Source organism: Nakamurella panacisegetis (genome assembly GCF_900104535.1).
GTDB classification, from domain to species: domain Bacteria; phylum Actinomycetota; class Actinomycetes; order Mycobacteriales; family Nakamurellaceae; genus Nakamurella; species Nakamurella panacisegetis.
The window spans coordinates 4,376,720-4,393,259 of the sequence record NZ_LT629710.1 but is presented as its reverse complement, the minus strand read 5'-3'; the positions used below and the strand labels follow the sequence as shown (position 1 = coordinate 4,393,259).

The window sequence follows — 16,540 nt, the reverse complement described above, 5'->3', positions numbered from 1 at the left end:
CCTCCCGGCGGATCATTCAGCTCGAACCCATCGATCGGTGGCCTGGTCGAAGCGGGCCAGGCCGGCGGCGGCGAAACCGTCCAGCCAGCCCGACATGGGCCAGAAACCCCAGCGCCGGTGGAAGATCCCGGCGTTGCGCAGGATGTCGTCCAGATGCTGCGTCGGCAAGGGCGACGTCGGGTGGTACTGGTGATAGGCATCGGCCCCGCCCGTCCACACCAGGTCGATCCCGAGGCGGTGGGCCCGAAATCCGAAATCGGTGTCCTCGGCGCCGTAGCCGACGTAGGCCTCGTCGAATCCCCCGATCCGCTGCCAGGTGGGAGCCGCGACGGCGAACGACAACGACCAGAACAACGCCCAGTCGTCGGACCGGAGGATCTGGCCGGACTCGGGCCGGGGCCGGGCCGGGTGGGCCACCCCCAGCGGCCCGACCGCTTCGGTCCGGGCCAGGTCCACCTCGGGTCCGAGGTAGCGGACCACCCCGCAATGCAGGGCCGGCGCCCCCGGACTGGCCAGGGACCGGGCGTAGGAATCGATCAGGCTCGGTGACGGCACGCAGTCGACGTCGAGGAAGATGAGCCGGTCAGCGCCGGCGGCCAGCGCTTCGGCCGCGCCGGCGTTGCGGGCCGCGGCCAGCGGGAGGTCGGCCGGGGCGTCGAGGAGCCGGGTGCGGATCCGGCAGTCGGTCACGGCCATCGGCCCGCATCGCGTCTGGTCCACGGCGTGGGCGTCGCCCATCGCGACGACGACGTAGAGGTCCGGCAAGCGGCCGGATCGGGCCAGGCCGATCTGCTGGTTCCGGAGATGCTGGGCCCGTCCGGCGACGATGGTGATCACAGCGACCGTCACGACGCGGCCGCCGGTGGTGGCAACGCCGGCCGCAGCCGCTCGGCCGTCTCGGCCAGGAAGGCCGCCGCCCGCTGCGCGCCGTGCGGCGTGAGCCACCGCGACCACTGTGCGCCGCCCAGGGCCAGGGCGCGGTCCAGCAGCTGCGGCCAGTCATCGACCGCCGGCCAGCCCGGGAGCCCGACGGCGATGCCGGCACCGGCGAGGGTCATCGCCGTGTCGTTCTGCTCGCCGTGCGGCCGGGCGTCGGCGATCACCACGGCCGGGGTTCGCGCCGCGGCGACCTCGGCGACGGCGTTCTGCCCGGCGTGGGTGATGACCACATCGGCCCATCCCAGCAAGCGATCGACTTCCGCCCGGTCCACCCGGTGCTCGCCGGTGCCACCGGCGAACCGCCAGTCCCACTGCGGATGCGCCTCGCGCAGAGCCCCGACCCGGGCGGAACCGAAACCGGTGGTGGACGCCTCGTCGCCCCCGGCGCCCCACAGCACCAGGATCCGGCGGGGTTCGTGCACGGCCGGCCGGATCGGTCGCCCACCCGCCGGTGCCGTGATCGGTCCGGCGTGGAAGGTCTTGTCGGTCCAGGATCTGGGCCACCAGGACGGGCCGAACTCCGGTGCCCAGGGAGCGATGAGCGCGTGGGCGCTGTCATATGCGGTGACGTGCGGCCGGTCCGAACGATCACCGCGCATCGCCAGCAGAACCGTTGGCACGCCGAGCAGGCGAGCCAACCCGGCCACCTCGACCGAGACGTCGACCACCAGTAACGCGGGCTGCGCCCGCGCGATCCACTCCGCGATCAGGGCCATCCGCGTCCGCAACCCGGGGTGGTGCAGCGGCACCCAGTGCCAGGTGCCGTTGGCTGTCGGCTCGAGGAAGTCCTGGCCCGAGTCGTCGCCGGGCAGGTGGACCCAGCTCGGCCCGGCGGCCGGACGCGGCAGGCTGGACAGCACGGTCAGCGGGACGGCCATCTCGGCGGCGATCGCCAACATGCGTTCCCGGTGGCCGACGCCTTGATGATGGACGTAATAGCCGATCACCGAGCTCGCCGGACCCGTACCGCGTCGCCGTAGACCTGTTCGTAGCCGATGACCATTCGCTCGACGCTGCAACGGTTCACGGCCTCCCGGCGGACCGCGGCCCGATCCAGCCGGCGGGCCTGCGCGATGGCCTCGAGCGCCGCACCCACCTCCGCGCGGTCGAGTCGATCGGCCTTCGGGGCCGGCAGCAACCGCCCGGACCGGCGGTTCACGACCTCCGGCAGTCCGCCCCGGGCGAAGGTGACCACGGGGGTACCGCAGGCCATCGCCTCGGCCGCCACCAATCCGAACGGCTCGTCCCAGGCCGGCGTGACCAGGGCGACGGCGCTGACCCCGACCAGGCGGGCCAGGTCGGAGCTGGACAGGTGCCCGACATAGCGGATCCGGTCGGTCAGACGCGGGACGATCTGCGCCTGGAAGTACGGCTGGTCCACCACCGGTCCGGCCAGGCACAGACCGAGGCCCGCGGCCGCGGCGATGTCCATCGCCGTGTGCGGAGCCTTCTCGGCCACCAGTCGGCCCGACCACACCGCGTCGGGCCCGCCGGGACCGAGAACCCAGGTGGCGGTGTCGATTCCGTTGCGGACCACCCGGGGTGAAAGGTGTTCCGACCACGAGGCGCCGGTCGAACGGCTGACCGCGACGAAGTGCGCGCTGCGGTGCACACCCGAACCGAGCACGCGGGCCGCCCAGGGCAGCGGGGGTGTGTGCAGCGTGGTGATCAGCGGGCTCGGCAGGGTGGCCGCGCGGTCGACCAGCAGGGGGTACAGGGAGTTGTTGTGAATGATGTCGAAGTCCCCGAGCAGGCCCGTGCGGAGGTCGTCGGCCAGGGATTGGAAGCCGGCCCGCTCGGCGATCCGGACGGCCGGGCTCTCGGTGATGTCGGCGCGTTCGCCGCCGTCGTCGCGGGGCAGTGATCCGAAGACGTGGTCGACCAGACGTGGATCGCTGCCCTGCGCCCCGGCGACCACGACCAGATGCCCGCGATCCCGCAGACCCCGGGCCAGCGCCGCCGTGTGCGCCTCCAGGCCACCGGCGAATGGCTCGGCGATCGGATAGCGCAGGGAAGCGACGAGAAGGATCTTGAAGGTGTCGGCGGCTGGGGTCGACTGATCGGCCGTGAGATCACTCATGACGCCACCGCGGCCAGCGCTCGCCGGTAGACCCGTTCGTGGGCAACGGCAATCGCCCGGCGTTGCGCCGGACGGTCCGGGCGGGAGGGCCGGGCCGGGCTGGGGTCGGCCGCCAGCTCCCGTACCCGTTCCACCAGTTCGGCCCGGTCCCGGAAGGTGGGATGTCCGTGCTGGTCGTGATAGCAACCGGCGGACGGGGCCAGGACCGCGGTGCCGAGGTCGACGCACGCCTCGAGCCAGCCCGAGTGGGTACCGAACCGGTACGGGAGGATGCACAGGTCCAGCGACTCCAGGTAGGTCCACAGATCGCCGTCGTCCATCCGCGGGTGGATCTCGATCCGGATGCCGGGCTGCGAGCGCACCTGTGCGATCCATCGCTGCAATTCGATGGCCCGGCGGTCGGGGTGACCGGGCTCCAGCACGTCGGGATGGACATCCAGGCGCAGGACGACACCCGGCATCGTGGGCAAGGCGGCGGTCAGCTCGTGCAACAACGGAACCGGGTCGATGTTCGCCCTCAGGCTCTTGGCGTGGATACCGACGACGAACGGCCGACCCGATGGCTCGCGATCGCCGATCCGGTCGAGCGGGACGACGTGGGGATGCGGGATGACGGCGGCCGTGCGGCCCCAACGGCGGCTGATCACGGAAGCCGCGCCCGGGGTCAGGGTGATCAGCTCCGCCGCGGCCGGGACGAGCACGTCGAGCTGATCCCGGTGCCGCTCGGGGTCCACGAAGTGCGGGTTCAGCAGATCGTGGACCGTGAACACCAGCGGTCGCCGACAGCGGCGGAGCACGGCGGCGAAGTCGCTCAGCTCGCCCGGCGTCGAGGCGTCGAATCCGAAATGCAGATGCAGCAGATCGAATTCCTCGTGGTGCGCCTGCACCCAACCGGGATCCAACAGGCGCGGCGGCCACCACTGACCCGGAATGGGTTGCGCCACCGCGGGTGCGGGGTCGGGCAGCCGTATGACCGCACTGGGCCGGTCCGGATCGGACAGGTGCCGGACGTAGGGATGCGCGGCCGGGACCGACGCCACCCGGACGGGCGCGATGAGCACAACCACCTTCGTTCCTTCGGGCTCGCAGCCACCACAGCGCCTTCCACTCGAGGGGGCGCCGCGGGTCTGGACGGATCGTCGGTGTCGATCGACCGACGCGCGTCCGGTACCCCGGTGGCCCCGTTTCGAATCCGCGCCACCGGGCATTGGCCGCTCGGCGGCCGGGACCGGCGGCGGGATGTCGGCGAGCCGGAGCCACCGCGTCGAGGGAAGGGCCGACCACCGTGGAAGATCCCGTTGCGTTCGTGTCCTGCGGACCGTCGGAGAACGGGATCGTCCGGTTCGGCCGGGATCTCGTGCACGCCGCCCGTTCCGTCGGCTTCGGCGGTGTGGCCCGGCACGAACCCGATCCGCTGCGGCTCGACGAGTTGGTCGGCCACCTCCCGCCGGGAATCACCTGGGTACACCTCCAGATCAACGACTGGCTGCTGCGCGACGGTCGGACCGCACCGGAGGAGCGGCTCGCTTCGTTCGCCGCGGCCGTACGGGCAGCCGGAGCCGGTCTGTCCCTGACCCTGCACGATCTGCCTCACCCCGCGGTCGGGCCCGAGTTGTTCCGCCGGCGAGCGCTCACTTACGCCCGGATGTGCGCCGAGGCCGTGGCCGTGGTGGTCAGCAGCGAACACGAGCGGCGGTTGCTGGCGGATGCACTCGCGGTCGCCGCCGAGGTCGGGGTGGTGACCCCAGGACGGCCGACCACCGTCATCCGGCTGCCGGTTCCGTCCCCGGTCGCCGGTCACGACGCTCCGTCCGCGCCGGAATGCAGCGCAGGCAGCGTCGGGATCCTCGGCTTCGTCTATCCCGGAAAGGGGCATGACGACGTGCTGGCGGAGCTCGGCGATCGGGCCGGACCGGCGCCGCCGTTGACCGTGGTGGCCATCGGCCGGCCGTCGCCCGGACACGAGGACATGCCGGCCGAGCTGGCCGCTCGCGCCGCGCGACTGGGTCTGGGATTTCGCTGCACCGGATACGTCCCGGACGAGCAGCTGGCGGGTTACCTCCGCGCCGTGGCTGTGCCGGTTGCCCCGGCCGCCCGGATGTCGGCCTCCGCATCGATCAATTCCTGGATCGCGGCCGGGCGGCGACCCCTGGTTCGGGACAACCGGTACAGCCGGGAGTTCGAAGCGGCCAATCCGGGTGCGATCCGGCGCTACGCGCGCGGCGGGTTGGGAACGGCGGTGGAGCAGGCCAGGGCCCGACCCGCCTCGACCTGGCTGCCGGAGACGTTCCGGGGCGAGCCCGACGCCGCCGCGGCGGCGGCGCAGTACCTGCGCTTCGTACGGGATCTGGGGTGGCACCGGATGCGGTGATGGCCGCGGTGGCGGGTGGTTTCAGAAACCGGGAGCCGGGCATTGAGGGACCCGAGGAGTCGATACCCGCAGTCCCGGAAGAAGGTAGGTCAGGCCGTGCCCATGAGTTCATCGGAGGGTAAGGGCTGGGTCAAGGAGCGCGTCGAGGCCCTGGCCGGCGGCCCGCTCGACGTGGTCGACGTCGGCCCCGGGGTCGGGACCTACGCCAAGCTTCTGGCCGGCCCGTCGGTCGGCCGCATCGTGGGGATCGAGATCTTCGAGCCCTACGTGACGACGTACCGGCTGCATGAGTACTACGACGAGATCATCATCGGTGACGTCCGCGAGGTGGAGCTGCCCAGCACCGACGTCGTGATCCTGGGCGATGTGGCCGAGCACATGACCGAGGAGCAGGCGCTCGACCTGTGGGCCCGATCGGCGGCCGCGGCCCGCCGGGCGGTCTATCTGTCCATTCCGATCGTTCACTACCCGCAGGGCGAGATCGAGGGCAACGAGCACGAGCATCATGTGGTCGACGACTGGGACCACGACAAGGTGATGTCCGCCTTCCCCGGTATCGGTCGCTACTTCACGGGCAACGAGGTCGGGGTGTACGAGCGGCTCACCAGTTGATCCCGGAGACCGCGTCGACCCTGGAACCCACGTCCGTCGGCGCCGGCCGATGGGCGGTTCCGGGCAATCGGTGGGATCTGCTCGACGGCATCGACAGTCGCTCGGAGCCGCCCGAGATCTCGGTGGTCATACCGTATTTCGAGAACCAGCACGACCTGGATCTGCTGCTCACGGCCCTGCGCGGGCAGACTCACCCGACGAGTCGTCTGCAGGTCGTCATCGCCGATGACGGATCCGTGGAGCCGCCCCGGACCGACGCGCTGGGCGCCGCGGTCGAGGTGTCGGTGGTTCGACAGGCCGATCGCGGATTCCGGGCCGCCGCGGCTCGCAACCTCGGTTTCCACCGGGCGGAGGGTTCCGTGGTGTTGTTCCTGGACGGCGACACCGTGCCCGAACCGGAGTACGCGGCCCGGCTGGCCCGGCTGCCCGACCTGATTCCGGATGCGGTCGTCTCCGGCCGGCGGCGGTACGCCGACCTGAGCGCTGTGACGCCGGCCGGTTTGGCGAAATGGCTGGGTAGCGGGCCGAACCCCCCGGACGAATGGGCCGAGCCGACCTGGCTGAGCAACCACTACCAGCGGACCGGCAACCTCCTGAGCGTCGACCCGCGAAGCTACAAGTACCTGATCGGTGCCGTGCTCGGGTGTTCGGCGGAGATGTTCGGCGAATTGGGCGGTTTCGACGATTCCATCGTCGGTTACGGCGGCGAGGACTACGACTTCACGTACCGGGCGTTCACCGCGGGAGGCGTGCTGGCCCATGTGCCGTCCGCGGTCGCCTGGCACGACGGGCGCGATTGGGCCGGCCGCACCGCGCCGCAGGAGCGGACGCCCAGGAAGAACCGCGAAGTGATGATGTTGGCCGAACGCATCCCCGAGCCCTCGATGCGGGGAACTGGTCAGCTGTACGGCATTCCCGACGGGGTCGTCACCATCGACGCGTCGAACTGGTCCCTCGGGGCCGGCGTGCTCTGCCTGCGATCCTTGCTGACCGTCCTGGACTGCCGGGTCTGCGTCGTCGGCCGGGACCAGACGTCACGGCGGCTGCGCCGGGCCTTCGACCAGGACCCTCGGGTGTCCGACCGGGGCCCCGAGTCGGACCGGTTCCGGCGCGAACGCTGGTACCTGGACGTGTCACGCCCGGTGGTGGCCACTTCGATCTTTGCCGATCATCTGGCCGCGCAGTGGGAGGCGGACGTCGGCTCGCTGGCCGTGTGCGCCGGCGGCGACCTGATCGTGGCGGCCGAGTCGGCGCGCTACCACTGGCGTTCGCAACGCCACCGATCGCTCCCGGCCGCCCTTCGCGACCAGTGGTTTGCGCGCTGTCGGTACGACCTTGACGAGTGCGGCCTGCGCCTGATCGCGGACGAGCCGGCACTGGACGCGGAATTCGGCGGGTACTGAGCCGGTCAGTCGGCCCGCTTGAGCCGGAGGGCGAGCACCGGGCACGCGTTGGCCGCCGCTCTGGCCCGGCGGACCAGACCCGGCGCCAGAGCCCCGGCCGGCAAGATCGGGTAGCCCCATTCGTCCAGCCGGATGGCCTCCGGCAACTCCTCCGCGCACAGGCCGTGGGCCCGGCAGCTGACGGCATCGACCTTGAGCAGAACGCCGTGGCGGCCGATCACCGGGCACCGCCCTGCGAGTCGGCCGGGCGCGGCCCGACGGGGACGATCGGTGCGGGCGAGTTGCATTGACCGTGGCGCAGGTGGATCTCCAGGTGGGCCGGTTCGCTGCGGATGGCGTTCATGGTGCTGGCGGCCAGGGCCACCGCCCCGTCGGGATGTCCGCACCCACCGCGCTTGTCGATGGTCGGCAGGCGACGTAGCAGCCGGTTCGCGGCCGAGCGGTCACCCTCGCTCAGAGCCTGGACGTCGGCCGCCACCGCCGGCAGGCCGAACATGCAGGGCCCGCATTGGCGGGCCCCGGCGTCGGCCAGGAAGCTCAGGATGCGCGCCGCTTCGGTCAGCGGGCAGCCGCCGGGCGGCAGCACCACGATTGACGCGACGCCCTTGGTCGCCCCCACCGCGCTGAGTTGGGCGTTGGAGAACCCGACCCCGGAGTGGCGTGACAGGTCCAGCCACCGACCGGCCAGGCCGCCCACCAGGGCCCAGGAGGAGGCGTACCGGGGCCCGGCATCCCATCCGCAGGATGCGGTGATGACCGAGATCGCGGTCCCGATCGGCACCTCCACCACTCCCGGTCCCGACACCGCGCCGCTCACTGTGACCAGCGCCGTTCCCGGTTCGGCGGCGGTGCCAACCGATCGGAACCAGTTGGCGCCGTACCGCGCGACGAGGGCCAGTTGGGCGAGGGTCTCGGCGTTGTCGACCAACGTGGGACGCCCGTCGACGCCGGCCTTCCAGATCGCGGAGAACCGGCCGGCCGGACGGGCGTCCCCCGAGTTGAGGTAGCGGACCAGGGCCGTCGCCTCGGAGGCGACGAAGCGCTCCGGTACGCCGACGACCGTGGCCCGGGCCGCGATCGACGGGCGGTCGGCCAGGGCCTGCCGCAACCGATCGGCGGCCGCCGCCCCGTGGTGGGTGACGAAGATGATGCGGTTGGCGCGCACCGCGGTGGCGGCGAGCTCGGCGCCGTCGATGACCAGATGAGGCGAGACGTCCAGGAGGACGGCGTCCTTGGCCGACGTCGGATCGCCCTCGCAGCAGTTGACCACGACCACACCCGGATTGCGTGCGCTGGTGTGCTCGGCGACTCCGGTCAACTTGCGCATCGTGGCGACCGACGCCCCGCCGCGGCCCAGGAGGCCGGCCTCGCCGACGACGTCGATCAGGTGGTGCCGGGTCCGCTGGATGATCCCGCCGAAGTGCCGGACATGATCGGCGTACCGGAGGACCGGATCGATCGGGAGGAGCCGGTTCGAACCGGCCCGCGCGATCGGCACGGCCGAAAGGGTGGGTGAGTAGGTCTCGGTCAACGGTTTGCTCCAGGTGGGGTGCGGGGATGTACGACGTCTGCGACGGACCGCTGCAGGGTGTCCGGATGACGGTCCGGCCGCAGGCGGACGAGCAGCATGCCCGCGACGGCGGCGATGCAGACGACGTCCAGGGCGAGCATCCACGTCGAGCGGCCGTCACCGCCGGCGATGCCGAACCCGTGGACGAGGGCGATCGGCCACATCGCGTACGAGGCCAGGTGCACCAACCGCCACGTCCGCACGGTCAGACGACGGCGCACCGCGCTGGACACCAGGACGGCCAGCAGCAGGTCGACCGCGACCGATCCGAGGCCGACCCACAACGGGTCCCAGGCGGCGGTGAAGGGCAGGAACACGTCCCAGTAGTTCAGCTTCACGTATCCGTCGGCGATGGCGGTGACGATGTGCACGGTCAGGAACACGACTGCCGTGACGGACACCGAACGGTGCAGCCGCAAGGTGGCCGAGCGCGGGAAGGCCGGGCGGTTGTGACGCCGGGCGGTGCTGATGCCGAGCAGGATCACGGCGGTGAACAGGACGAGTGAGACCGCGCCGGTGGCCCGGCTGGCGTACCAGAGGGTCTGGGTGTTCATCAGGCGGCCACCGCCGGTCCGGCCGGCCACCCGGCGATCCGGCGGGTCTCGCCGTCGAGGGCCACCAACCGGGCCGGCAGGCCGAGTTCGGCCAACCAGGCCGGTGCTCGGTCGCCGAGGATGATGGCCGCCGTGGCGGCGGCATTGGCTTCGGCCGCGGACCGGGCGGTCACGCTGACCGTCCGCCAGGGGCTGTCCGGGTTGTCGCCGGTGCGGGGGTCGATCAGATGGTGCCGCTCGCCGCGGCTGGTGGGCCACCGCCGGCCCATCACCGAGGACGTGGCCAGGCCGCCGTCACGGATGGTGACGGTCACGTCCGGCCGCGTCTCGCTGGTGCGGTGGTCGTCGCCGACCGCGATCGTCCAGCCCGGTTCCGCAGGCTCCCCGGCCACCGCTATGTCCCCGCCCAATCCGACCAGCACCCCACCGCCGGTGACCGCGGCGATCCGTGCCGCCGCCCGGTCGGCGGCCAGCGGTTTGGCCGTTGCGCCGAGATCGAGCCCGACACCGACCGGCACCGTCACGGTGTGCGCCTCCCGATCGTGGTCGACCAGCCAGGCCCCGGGGGCCGCCAGCGGGCCGCAGGTCACGAACGGCAGTTCCCGGTCGCGCACCTGCCGGATGTCGCGGTCGTACCCGAGGGCGATGACCGCCGCGGCGACCGTCGGATCGACCAGGTGATCGGTGGCGCGGGCCAGTCGCAGGGCCGCCGTCAGCGCGTCGTTGAGGACCGGGGACAGCTCGACCTCGACCCCAGGGGTGCGCAGCAACCGGTTGATCTCCGAGTCGGGCCGGAACCGGCTGCAGGCCAGGTCCATCGCCGCCAGCTCGGCGTCCAGTTCGGCACGGGCCCGGTCGAGATCGCGAGCGTCGGTCACCACCAGAGTGGCGGTGGTGGACCAGATCTCGAAATCGACCCGGGTCGCCTGCCGGTCGGCCGGGCTGGTTCGGATGGCTTCCATGGGTTCGATCGTGCCGGGGTTCCTTCTGTGTGCGTTCTCAACCGGCCCCGTGGGGCCGGTGTCGGAACCCGGCTGTCAGCCGCCGAAATGGGCCGCATCCAGGGCCGATTGCAGGGAGGACTGGAATCCCTGGCTGGTGTATGTGGCTCCGCTCACTCCCTGGATTGCCGCGCTCTGCGCGGAGATCACTTCCGATTGCAGCTGGGGGACGGCGAACGAACTGATGTCCGAACTGTGGCCGCCGGACGGGTACTGGATGGCCGTCGCCCTGGTGATCCGCCGCCCGGTGATCACCACCTGGACCTGGACCGGCCCGAAGGCGGTATCGACGGTCCCGCCGTTGACGACGATCGGCGCGGGCGCCGGGGGCTTCGTGGGCGGGGGAGTCCGCGGCTTGGGCGGTGGCGGTGGCGGTGCCGGTGCCGCGGTCGTGGGTGCCGGGCGTGGGGCGACCCGGTGGGTGCTCGGCGGCGGCGCCGGGACGGACGTGTGGTGGACCGGAGCAATCGTCCGCGGCGGCGCGACGGCTGAGGTCGCAGCGGCTGGGCGTGGGGCGGGCGTGCTGGGCGGCGGCGCCGCGGCGGCTGGTGCGACCGACGTCGTGGCCGGGGTCGTCGCCGCCGTCGGGGTGCCGACCGTGGTCGGTCCCGACGGCAGTGGACGCCCGCTGCTCGGTGTGCCCGGCGGTGTCCGCTTCGTCGGGGACCCACTCGAAGGGGTGGCGGAGAGCGGAGCCGAGGACGGCGGGCCGCCGGGGGCGACCGCCGGGCCGGACGTCAGCGGACCGACCATGACGGAGCCGCTCGGCGGCGAGGACGAGGGGTCGGGACCGGACGAGACCGACCCGGAGACCACCTGACCGGCCACCACCTGCGCGGCCGCGACGATCCCACCGGCCTCGGATCCGGGGGCTACCCGGTGCGGGTCGCTCTCGCGGTACGCGAGCAGCAGCATCCCGACCGACACCGTGCTCACCAGGGCCATCCCGGCCCGCCTCATCCCCGTTCCCCGGGCTGGGCGCGATCGTCGGGTCTGGGTCGGGTCACCATTGGAACTCCTCGGCGTGGATCTGCTGTTCGGGGACACCGGCCGCCACCAGGTGGCGACGTGCCTCGTGCATGAAGGAACGGGGCCCGCACAGGTACACCTCTCGGGACACCAGGCCCGAAACCAGGGTGGGGAGCCGGCGCTGCGGGTCGACCTCGTCCGGTCCGGGGAAGATGGACGAGTGCTCGCTGCGCCGGCCGATCAGGGGAACGACCGTCAGGTCGGCTCGGCGGGACAGATAGGCGAATTCGGCCGCAAAGGTCTGGTCGGCCGGCGCCTGGACCCGATGCAGGATGGTGACGGCCGGTCGCCGCAAGCGGCCGGAGTCAAAACTGGCGCCCTCGTTGAGAATGTGCTCGGCCAGCGCCCGCATCGGGGTGATTCCGATTCCGGCGCACACCATCAGCACGTCCCGGCGGTGCCGGCGCTCCGGCGTCATCCGTCCGTAGGGGCCCTCGAACAACACGCGCTGGCCGGGCCGGAGATCCTTCAGCGCGCGGCTGCCGTCACCCAGGAACTTGGCGGTGATCCGCAGCCGGTCCCCGGTGGGCATCGCCGACAGAGAGAACGGGTGGGCCCTGGTCCAGCCGCGGCCGCCCAGGAACCGCCACTGGCAGAACTGCCCGGCCCGCAAGCCGGCTCGGTCGAGCCGTCGCCCGGACATCACCACCGACACCACACCCGGCCCCTCGTCGATGACCTCGTCGACCTGGATCCGGTGACGCAGGCTCCGCAGGATGGGCAGGGCGATCCGGCACGCGATGACGGCCAGCGTGGCACAGGCCCACAGCCCCCACCAGAACACCGTGGCCGCCTGGGACCTGGTGAAGTCCGTTCCCGCCCAGAGCTGATGGGGCAGGGCGAGTCCGACCCCGAGGTAGGCGTACAGATGCAGCAGATGCCATGACTCGTACCGGAGGCGGCGACGAGCGGCCCGCACGGACGTCACGACGACGACGACCAGGGCGGCGGTGCCCGCCGTGGCCAGCAGCATTCCGGGATAGGTGGTCACCTCGGTCCACGTCTGGGCCAGGACCGGCGCTCGGCCGGCCTCCGCGTAGCCGATGGTGATCAGGACGATGTGCGCGACCATCAGATGGAACGAGGCGAATCCGACCAGCCGGTGTCGACGGGCCAGGACATCCTGTCCCCAGGTTCGCTCGACCCAGGGGATGCGGGCCATCAACAGGACCTGCAGCAGCAGCAGGACCGACGCCACCAGCCCGGTGACCCGGCCCAGCGACGACGGGACCGATCCCGGTCCGACGTTGTGCTCGATGCCGCCCCCACGGACCCACAGGGCGATCGCGATCACCACGAGAAGGACGGTCAGTGCCCCGAACACGTCGGCCCGCAGCACGTGAAGGCGCCGGGCCCGATGGGATCGCCCGCTCGCGTAGGTGGTCGTGCGGCGGTCCTCGGCGGTCGAGCTCCGGGTGGTCAAGACGCAGATCCCGAGAGGCGATCGATGGGACTCGTGGTTCTGCTGGGGCTGCTGTGACTGCTGTGCATTCGCGGAGCCTGGCAGACCAGGCTCTGAAAGCACTCTGAATCGGCCCCGGCGTCGCGGCGCCCGACGGGACCCGGCGATGGTCGGGCCCGTCCCGGCTGACGTGGCCATACACCCGGTCGGGCGCATGATCGGGCCGGTCGAGCGCCCCGCGGCACCGCCCCGGCCGAGGGTCGGGTGTCCCTACAGTCGGGTGATGTCCACCAAGCACCGGAGAGGGGAGCCGATGTCGGCTCGGAACAGAACGATCGACCACACCAGCATGCGACGCCGGGTCCGGTTGATCACCGCGGGAGTGGCCGGGCTGGCCGGAATGGCCTCGATCGGCGCGACCGTCGCGCTGGCGTCCCCGCCCAGTGCCGCGCACAGCACGGCGAAGGCCGGCCATCGAACCAACGCATCCTCGACGAAGGAACGCCTCGCCCGGGCCGCGGCGACGCGCACCTCGACGAGCCCGCGGACCACCCGTGCCGCGGCCCGGACCACGACCGAACACCCGGCGACCCACTCGAGAACAGCGTCGTCGACACCGAAGAAGCCGACACCCGTGTCCTCGTCGAAGGCACCGACCACCAGTGCCGCGCCGACGCCCACCCCTACGACGACGGCCATCGCACCCCCCACTCAGGCCCCGAGCACGGCCAGCAGCAGTTCGAACGCCGGCTCCGGCGGGTCCTGACGCCTGGCGGCGCTGGGAAATCCGTCCCGCACGTCAGGGGCCGGCCGATGCTGCGGCCGCGTTCGCGCCGGCCCGGGTGGGCGCTCGGCCGTCGCTGCTGAACCGGGCGGTGCGGCGCCGGAGGTGATGGCCAGGTCGGTACGGCCGCGGCCGGTGCGGCTTTCTGGCCGTGGCCGCGACCCGGTAGAAGATCGACTTGCCGACCTCGATCAGCACCAGATAGCACACGACCAGGGCGCCCATGGCGGCGAAGTAGGCGCCTGGTAGCGGCTGGAAGCCGAGTTCACGGGCCAGCGGCGTGGAGGGCAGCAGCGCTCCGACCAGGACCACACCCAGAGCGGCCAGGGTGAGCGGCAGACTGGGGTGGCTGCGGAAGAACGGGACGCGCCGGGTGCGGATGGCGAAGATGACCAGGGTCTGCGTAGCCAGCGACTCGACGAACCAGCCGGACCGGAACTGGGCCGGACCGGCGTGGAACACCCAGAGCATCACCGCGAAGGTCAGCAGGTCGAACACCGAACTCAGCGGGCCGAAGCAGACCATGAACCGGCGGATGAAGCCCAGGTCCCAGTGGGACGGGCGGTGCAACTGTTCCTCGTCGACGTGGTCGGTGGGAATGGCCAGCTGGCTGGTGTCGTACAACAGATTGTTGAGCAGGATCTGGGACGGCAGCATGGGCAGGAACGACAGGAACATCGAGGCCGCCGCCGCGGAGAACATGTTGCCGAAATTGCTGGACGTGCCCATCAGCACGTACTTGATGGTGTTGGCGAAGATCCGGCGCCCCTCGGCGACGCCGTCGGCCAGTACGTTCAGATCCTTGTCGAGCAGGATGACGTCGGCGGCGTCCTTGGCGACGTCCGTGGCCGAGTCGACCGAGATGCCCACGTCCGCCGCGTGCAGGGCCAGGGCGTCGTTCACTCCGTCGCCCAGGAACGCCACCCCACCGCCGGTCCGCCGTTGCACGCGCACGATGCGCGCCTTCTGCTGCGGGCTGACCCGGGCGAAGACCGTCGTGCTGGGGATCCGGGTCGCCAGGGCCTCGTCGTCCAGTTGATCGATCTGCGTCCCGGTGAGGACGGCCGTACCGGTCAGCTCCAGGTCGTGACAGACCTTCACGGCGACGGCAGGGTTGTCGCCGGTGATCACCTTGACCGCGATGCCAAGGCCGTCCAGACGCCGAAGTGCATGCGCCGCATCTGGTTTCGGAGGGTCGCGGAACACCAGGAGACCGGCCAGCGTCAGGTCCCGTTCGTCCGTCACGGACAGTCGGTGCGCGTCGGGGGCGGCCCGGACCGCGACCGCGATCACCCGGTTCCCGGCGGCGAACTCCGCGTCCAGCGCGTGCCGGGTCGAATCCGACACCTCGGTGCAGCGTTCCAGGACCGTCTCCGGCGCACCCTTGGTGATCATCTGTGGGGGGTCAGCCGGGGTCTGGACCAGAACCGACACGAGGCGCCGGTCGTGGTCGAACGGCAGGACATCGCGGACGGCGTGAGCGGCGACGTCGGGCAGAGCCGGGGCCGCGGCGGGGGAACGCCACAGGGCCTGGTCGAGCGGGTTGCCGCCGACGGCGGCTGCGCCGTCGAGGGTGTTCTCGGTGCACAGCAGAGCCCAGCGCAAGAGCTGTTCGGACGTGGTTCCCGGCGCCGGGACGGCCCGCATGTAGTCGATCCGTCCGATGGTCAAGGTCCCGGTCTTGTCGGTGAACAGGACATCGACGTCACCGAGATCCTCGATGCAGACCAATCTCTTGACCAGGACGCGGCGGCGACTCATCCGCCCGGACCCGGCGGCGAGGCTGCTCGAGACCACCGCCGGCAGCAGCTGGGGCGTGATGCCGACCGCGATCGCCAGCGAGAACAGCAGGGCGTCAAGGACCGGTTTGTGCAGGACCACGTTGATCAGGAAGATCGCGCTGGTCAGGGCGCCGGCCACGTAGACAAGCAGCATCGAGAACTTCCGCAGCCCGACCTGGAACTCGGTGTCCAGTTGGTGCGTGCTCAGACCGGCGGCGATCTTGCCGAACTCGGTGTGGGGGCCGGTGGACACCACCACCCCGCGCCCGCGCCCGGCGTGCACCACCGTACCCATCAGAGCGCAGCAGGTCAGGTCGGCCACCGCCGTGTGGTCGGGGACGCGGGCCACGTTCTTCTCGGCCGCCGTCGACTCGCCGGTGAGGATGGCCTCGTCGCATTCCAGATCGGACGCCTGCAGCAGGCGGAGATCGGCCGGCACGATGTCGCCGAGGGCCAGCTCGACGATGTCGCCGGGGACCAGCTCCCGCACGTCCACGACGGCCCGGTGCCCGTCCCGGGTGGCCACGCAGTTGTGACGGATCCGCGAATGCAGGGCCTCCGCCGCCTTCTCAGCCCGGTACTCGTTCACGAGACCGAGCCCGACCGACAGAGCGACGATCACACCGATGATGACCGCGTCACTGCGTTCGCCGACGAAATAGGAGGCCACCGCGGCGGTCAGCAGGAGGGCCAGCAGCGGCGACCGCAGCTGGTGCCACAGCACCGGCAGGAATCGGGCTCGGTGCGAGGTCACCGCGTTGGGGCCGTAACGGGCCTGCCGCTCCGCCACCTGCGCGGCGGTCAGCCCCTGGTCGGCCGTCACCTGCAGTGCGGCCAGGACCTGGGTCTCGGTGCGAGCGGCCGCGATGACCAGGTCAGGATCGGCCTCCAGACGGATGCCCGGCCCGGCCGGGGAGGATGCCGGGTCAAAGCCGCGGACGGACACGTGCATCGATCCACTGTCATTCCCGCAGGACCCGGACGGTAGAGAGGTTCGGTCCCGATCGGCCGGGA

16 protein-coding genes are annotated in these 16,540 nt (G+C 71.6%); 4 read left to right on the top strand and 12 right to left on the bottom strand.

The genetic code is table 11. The annotated features are described in order from the left end of the window. Window positions 1–12: 12 nt before the first annotated feature. From BLS97_RS19755 to BLS97_RS19740, 4 genes are read right to left on the bottom strand one after another with little or no spacing between them, the layout of a single operon-like run. On the bottom strand, window positions 13–849 hold the full coding sequence (locus tag BLS97_RS19755) for a glycosyltransferase family 2 protein (RefSeq protein ID WP_090479501.1): 837 nt from the start codon (window positions 847–849) through the stop codon (window positions 13–15). Beyond that, window positions 846–1,838 carry a glycosyltransferase gene (locus BLS97_RS19750; RefSeq protein WP_090482705.1) on the bottom strand — a complete coding sequence of 331 codons (993 nt, stop codon included), beginning with the start codon at window positions 1,836–1,838 and terminating at the stop codon, window positions 846–848. Before BLS97_RS19750 ends, BLS97_RS19755 begins: the two co-directional genes overlap by 4 nt. Before the next feature lie 44 nt (window positions 1,839–1,882). Then, window positions 1,883–3,019 carry a glycosyltransferase gene (locus BLS97_RS19745; protein ID WP_090479498.1) on the bottom strand — a complete coding sequence of 379 codons (1,137 nt, stop codon included), beginning with the start codon at window positions 3,017–3,019 and terminating at the stop codon, window positions 1,883–1,885. Continuing rightward, window positions 3,016–4,086 carry a glycosyltransferase family protein gene (locus BLS97_RS19740; RefSeq protein ID WP_197676287.1) on the bottom strand — a complete coding sequence of 357 codons (1,071 nt, stop codon included), beginning with the start codon at window positions 4,084–4,086 and terminating at the stop codon, window positions 3,016–3,018. Before BLS97_RS19740 ends, BLS97_RS19745 begins: the two co-directional genes overlap by 4 nt. 218 nt (window positions 4,087–4,304) lie before the next feature. Here BLS97_RS19740 and BLS97_RS19735 point away from each other — a divergent pair, with 218 nt between their 5' ends. The 3 genes from BLS97_RS19735 to BLS97_RS19725 all read left to right on the top strand — a co-directional run bounded on the left by BLS97_RS19735 (window position 4,305) and on the right by BLS97_RS19725 (window position 7,405). Beyond that, a complete protein-coding gene (locus tag BLS97_RS19735) occupies window positions 4,305–5,390 on the top strand; it encodes a glycosyltransferase family protein (protein ID WP_090479495.1) in 1,086 nt (361 codons plus the stop codon). Window positions 5,391–5,492: 102 nt separating this feature from the next. Then, on the top strand, window positions 5,493–6,002 hold the full coding sequence (locus BLS97_RS19730) for a class I SAM-dependent methyltransferase (protein WP_157695564.1): 510 nt from the start codon (window positions 5,493–5,495) through the stop codon (window positions 6,000–6,002). After that, on the top strand, window positions 5,999–7,405 hold the full coding sequence (locus BLS97_RS19725; protein WP_157695563.1) for a glycosyltransferase: 1,407 nt from the start codon (window positions 5,999–6,001) through the stop codon (window positions 7,403–7,405). The genes BLS97_RS19730 and BLS97_RS19725 overlap by 4 nt, the downstream gene beginning before the upstream one ends. Before the next feature lie 5 nt (window positions 7,406–7,410). Here BLS97_RS19725 and BLS97_RS19720 read toward each other — a convergent pair whose 3' ends face one another. From BLS97_RS19720 to BLS97_RS24615, 5 genes are all read right to left on the bottom strand, one after another. Next, entirely contained in the window at window positions 7,411–7,626 is a 216-nt protein-coding gene (locus tag BLS97_RS19720; RefSeq protein ID WP_231988204.1) for a ferredoxin, read from the bottom strand. Then, entirely contained in the window at window positions 7,623–8,936 is a 1,314-nt protein-coding gene (locus tag BLS97_RS19715) for an NADH-ubiquinone oxidoreductase-F iron-sulfur binding region domain-containing protein (protein ID WP_090479483.1), read from the bottom strand. The genes BLS97_RS19720 and BLS97_RS19715 overlap by 4 nt, the downstream gene beginning before the upstream one ends. Continuing rightward, a complete protein-coding gene (locus tag BLS97_RS19710) occupies window positions 8,933–9,529 on the bottom strand; it encodes a ferric reductase-like transmembrane domain-containing protein (protein WP_090482700.1) in 597 nt (198 codons plus the stop codon). The genes BLS97_RS19715 and BLS97_RS19710 overlap by 4 nt, the downstream gene beginning before the upstream one ends. Next, entirely contained in the window at window positions 9,529–10,491 is a 963-nt protein-coding gene (locus BLS97_RS19705; protein ID WP_090479480.1) for an FAD:protein FMN transferase, read from the bottom strand. Before BLS97_RS19705 ends, BLS97_RS19710 begins: the two co-directional genes overlap by 1 nt. A 75-nt stretch (window positions 10,492–10,566) precedes the next feature. Continuing rightward, entirely contained in the window at window positions 10,567–10,785 is a 219-nt protein-coding gene (locus BLS97_RS24615) for an FMN-binding protein (protein ID WP_157695562.1), read from the bottom strand. Here BLS97_RS24615 and BLS97_RS23070 point away from each other — a divergent pair. Beyond that, the gene (locus BLS97_RS23070) at window positions 10,715–11,350 is read left to right on the top strand and encodes a hypothetical protein (RefSeq protein ID WP_172832185.1); all 636 of its coding nucleotides are present in this window, start codon (window positions 10,715–10,717) and stop codon (window positions 11,348–11,350) included. The genes BLS97_RS24615 and BLS97_RS23070 overlap by 71 nt on opposite strands. 183 nt (window positions 11,351–11,533) lie before the next feature. Here BLS97_RS23070 and BLS97_RS19695 read toward each other — a convergent pair whose 3' ends face one another. The 3 genes from BLS97_RS19695 to mgtA form a co-directional block, all read right to left on the bottom strand. Beyond that, window positions 11,534–12,982 (bottom strand): ferredoxin reductase family protein, encoded by a 1,449-nt coding sequence (locus BLS97_RS19695; protein ID WP_197676286.1) that lies wholly within the window; start codon window positions 12,980–12,982, stop codon window positions 11,534–11,536. A gap of 249 nt (window positions 12,983–13,231) precedes the next feature. Continuing rightward, window positions 13,232–13,660: a hypothetical protein gene (locus BLS97_RS19690; protein WP_157695560.1), complete on the bottom strand. Its 429-nt coding sequence runs from the start codon at window positions 13,658–13,660 to the stop codon at window positions 13,232–13,234. 100 nt (window positions 13,661–13,760) lie between these two features. After that, complete coding sequence (mgtA, locus tag BLS97_RS19685) at window positions 13,761–16,478, bottom strand: magnesium-translocating P-type ATPase (protein ID WP_090482696.1); 2,718 nt, start codon at window positions 16,476–16,478, stop codon at window positions 13,761–13,763. Window positions 16,479–16,540: the final 62 nt, after the last annotated feature.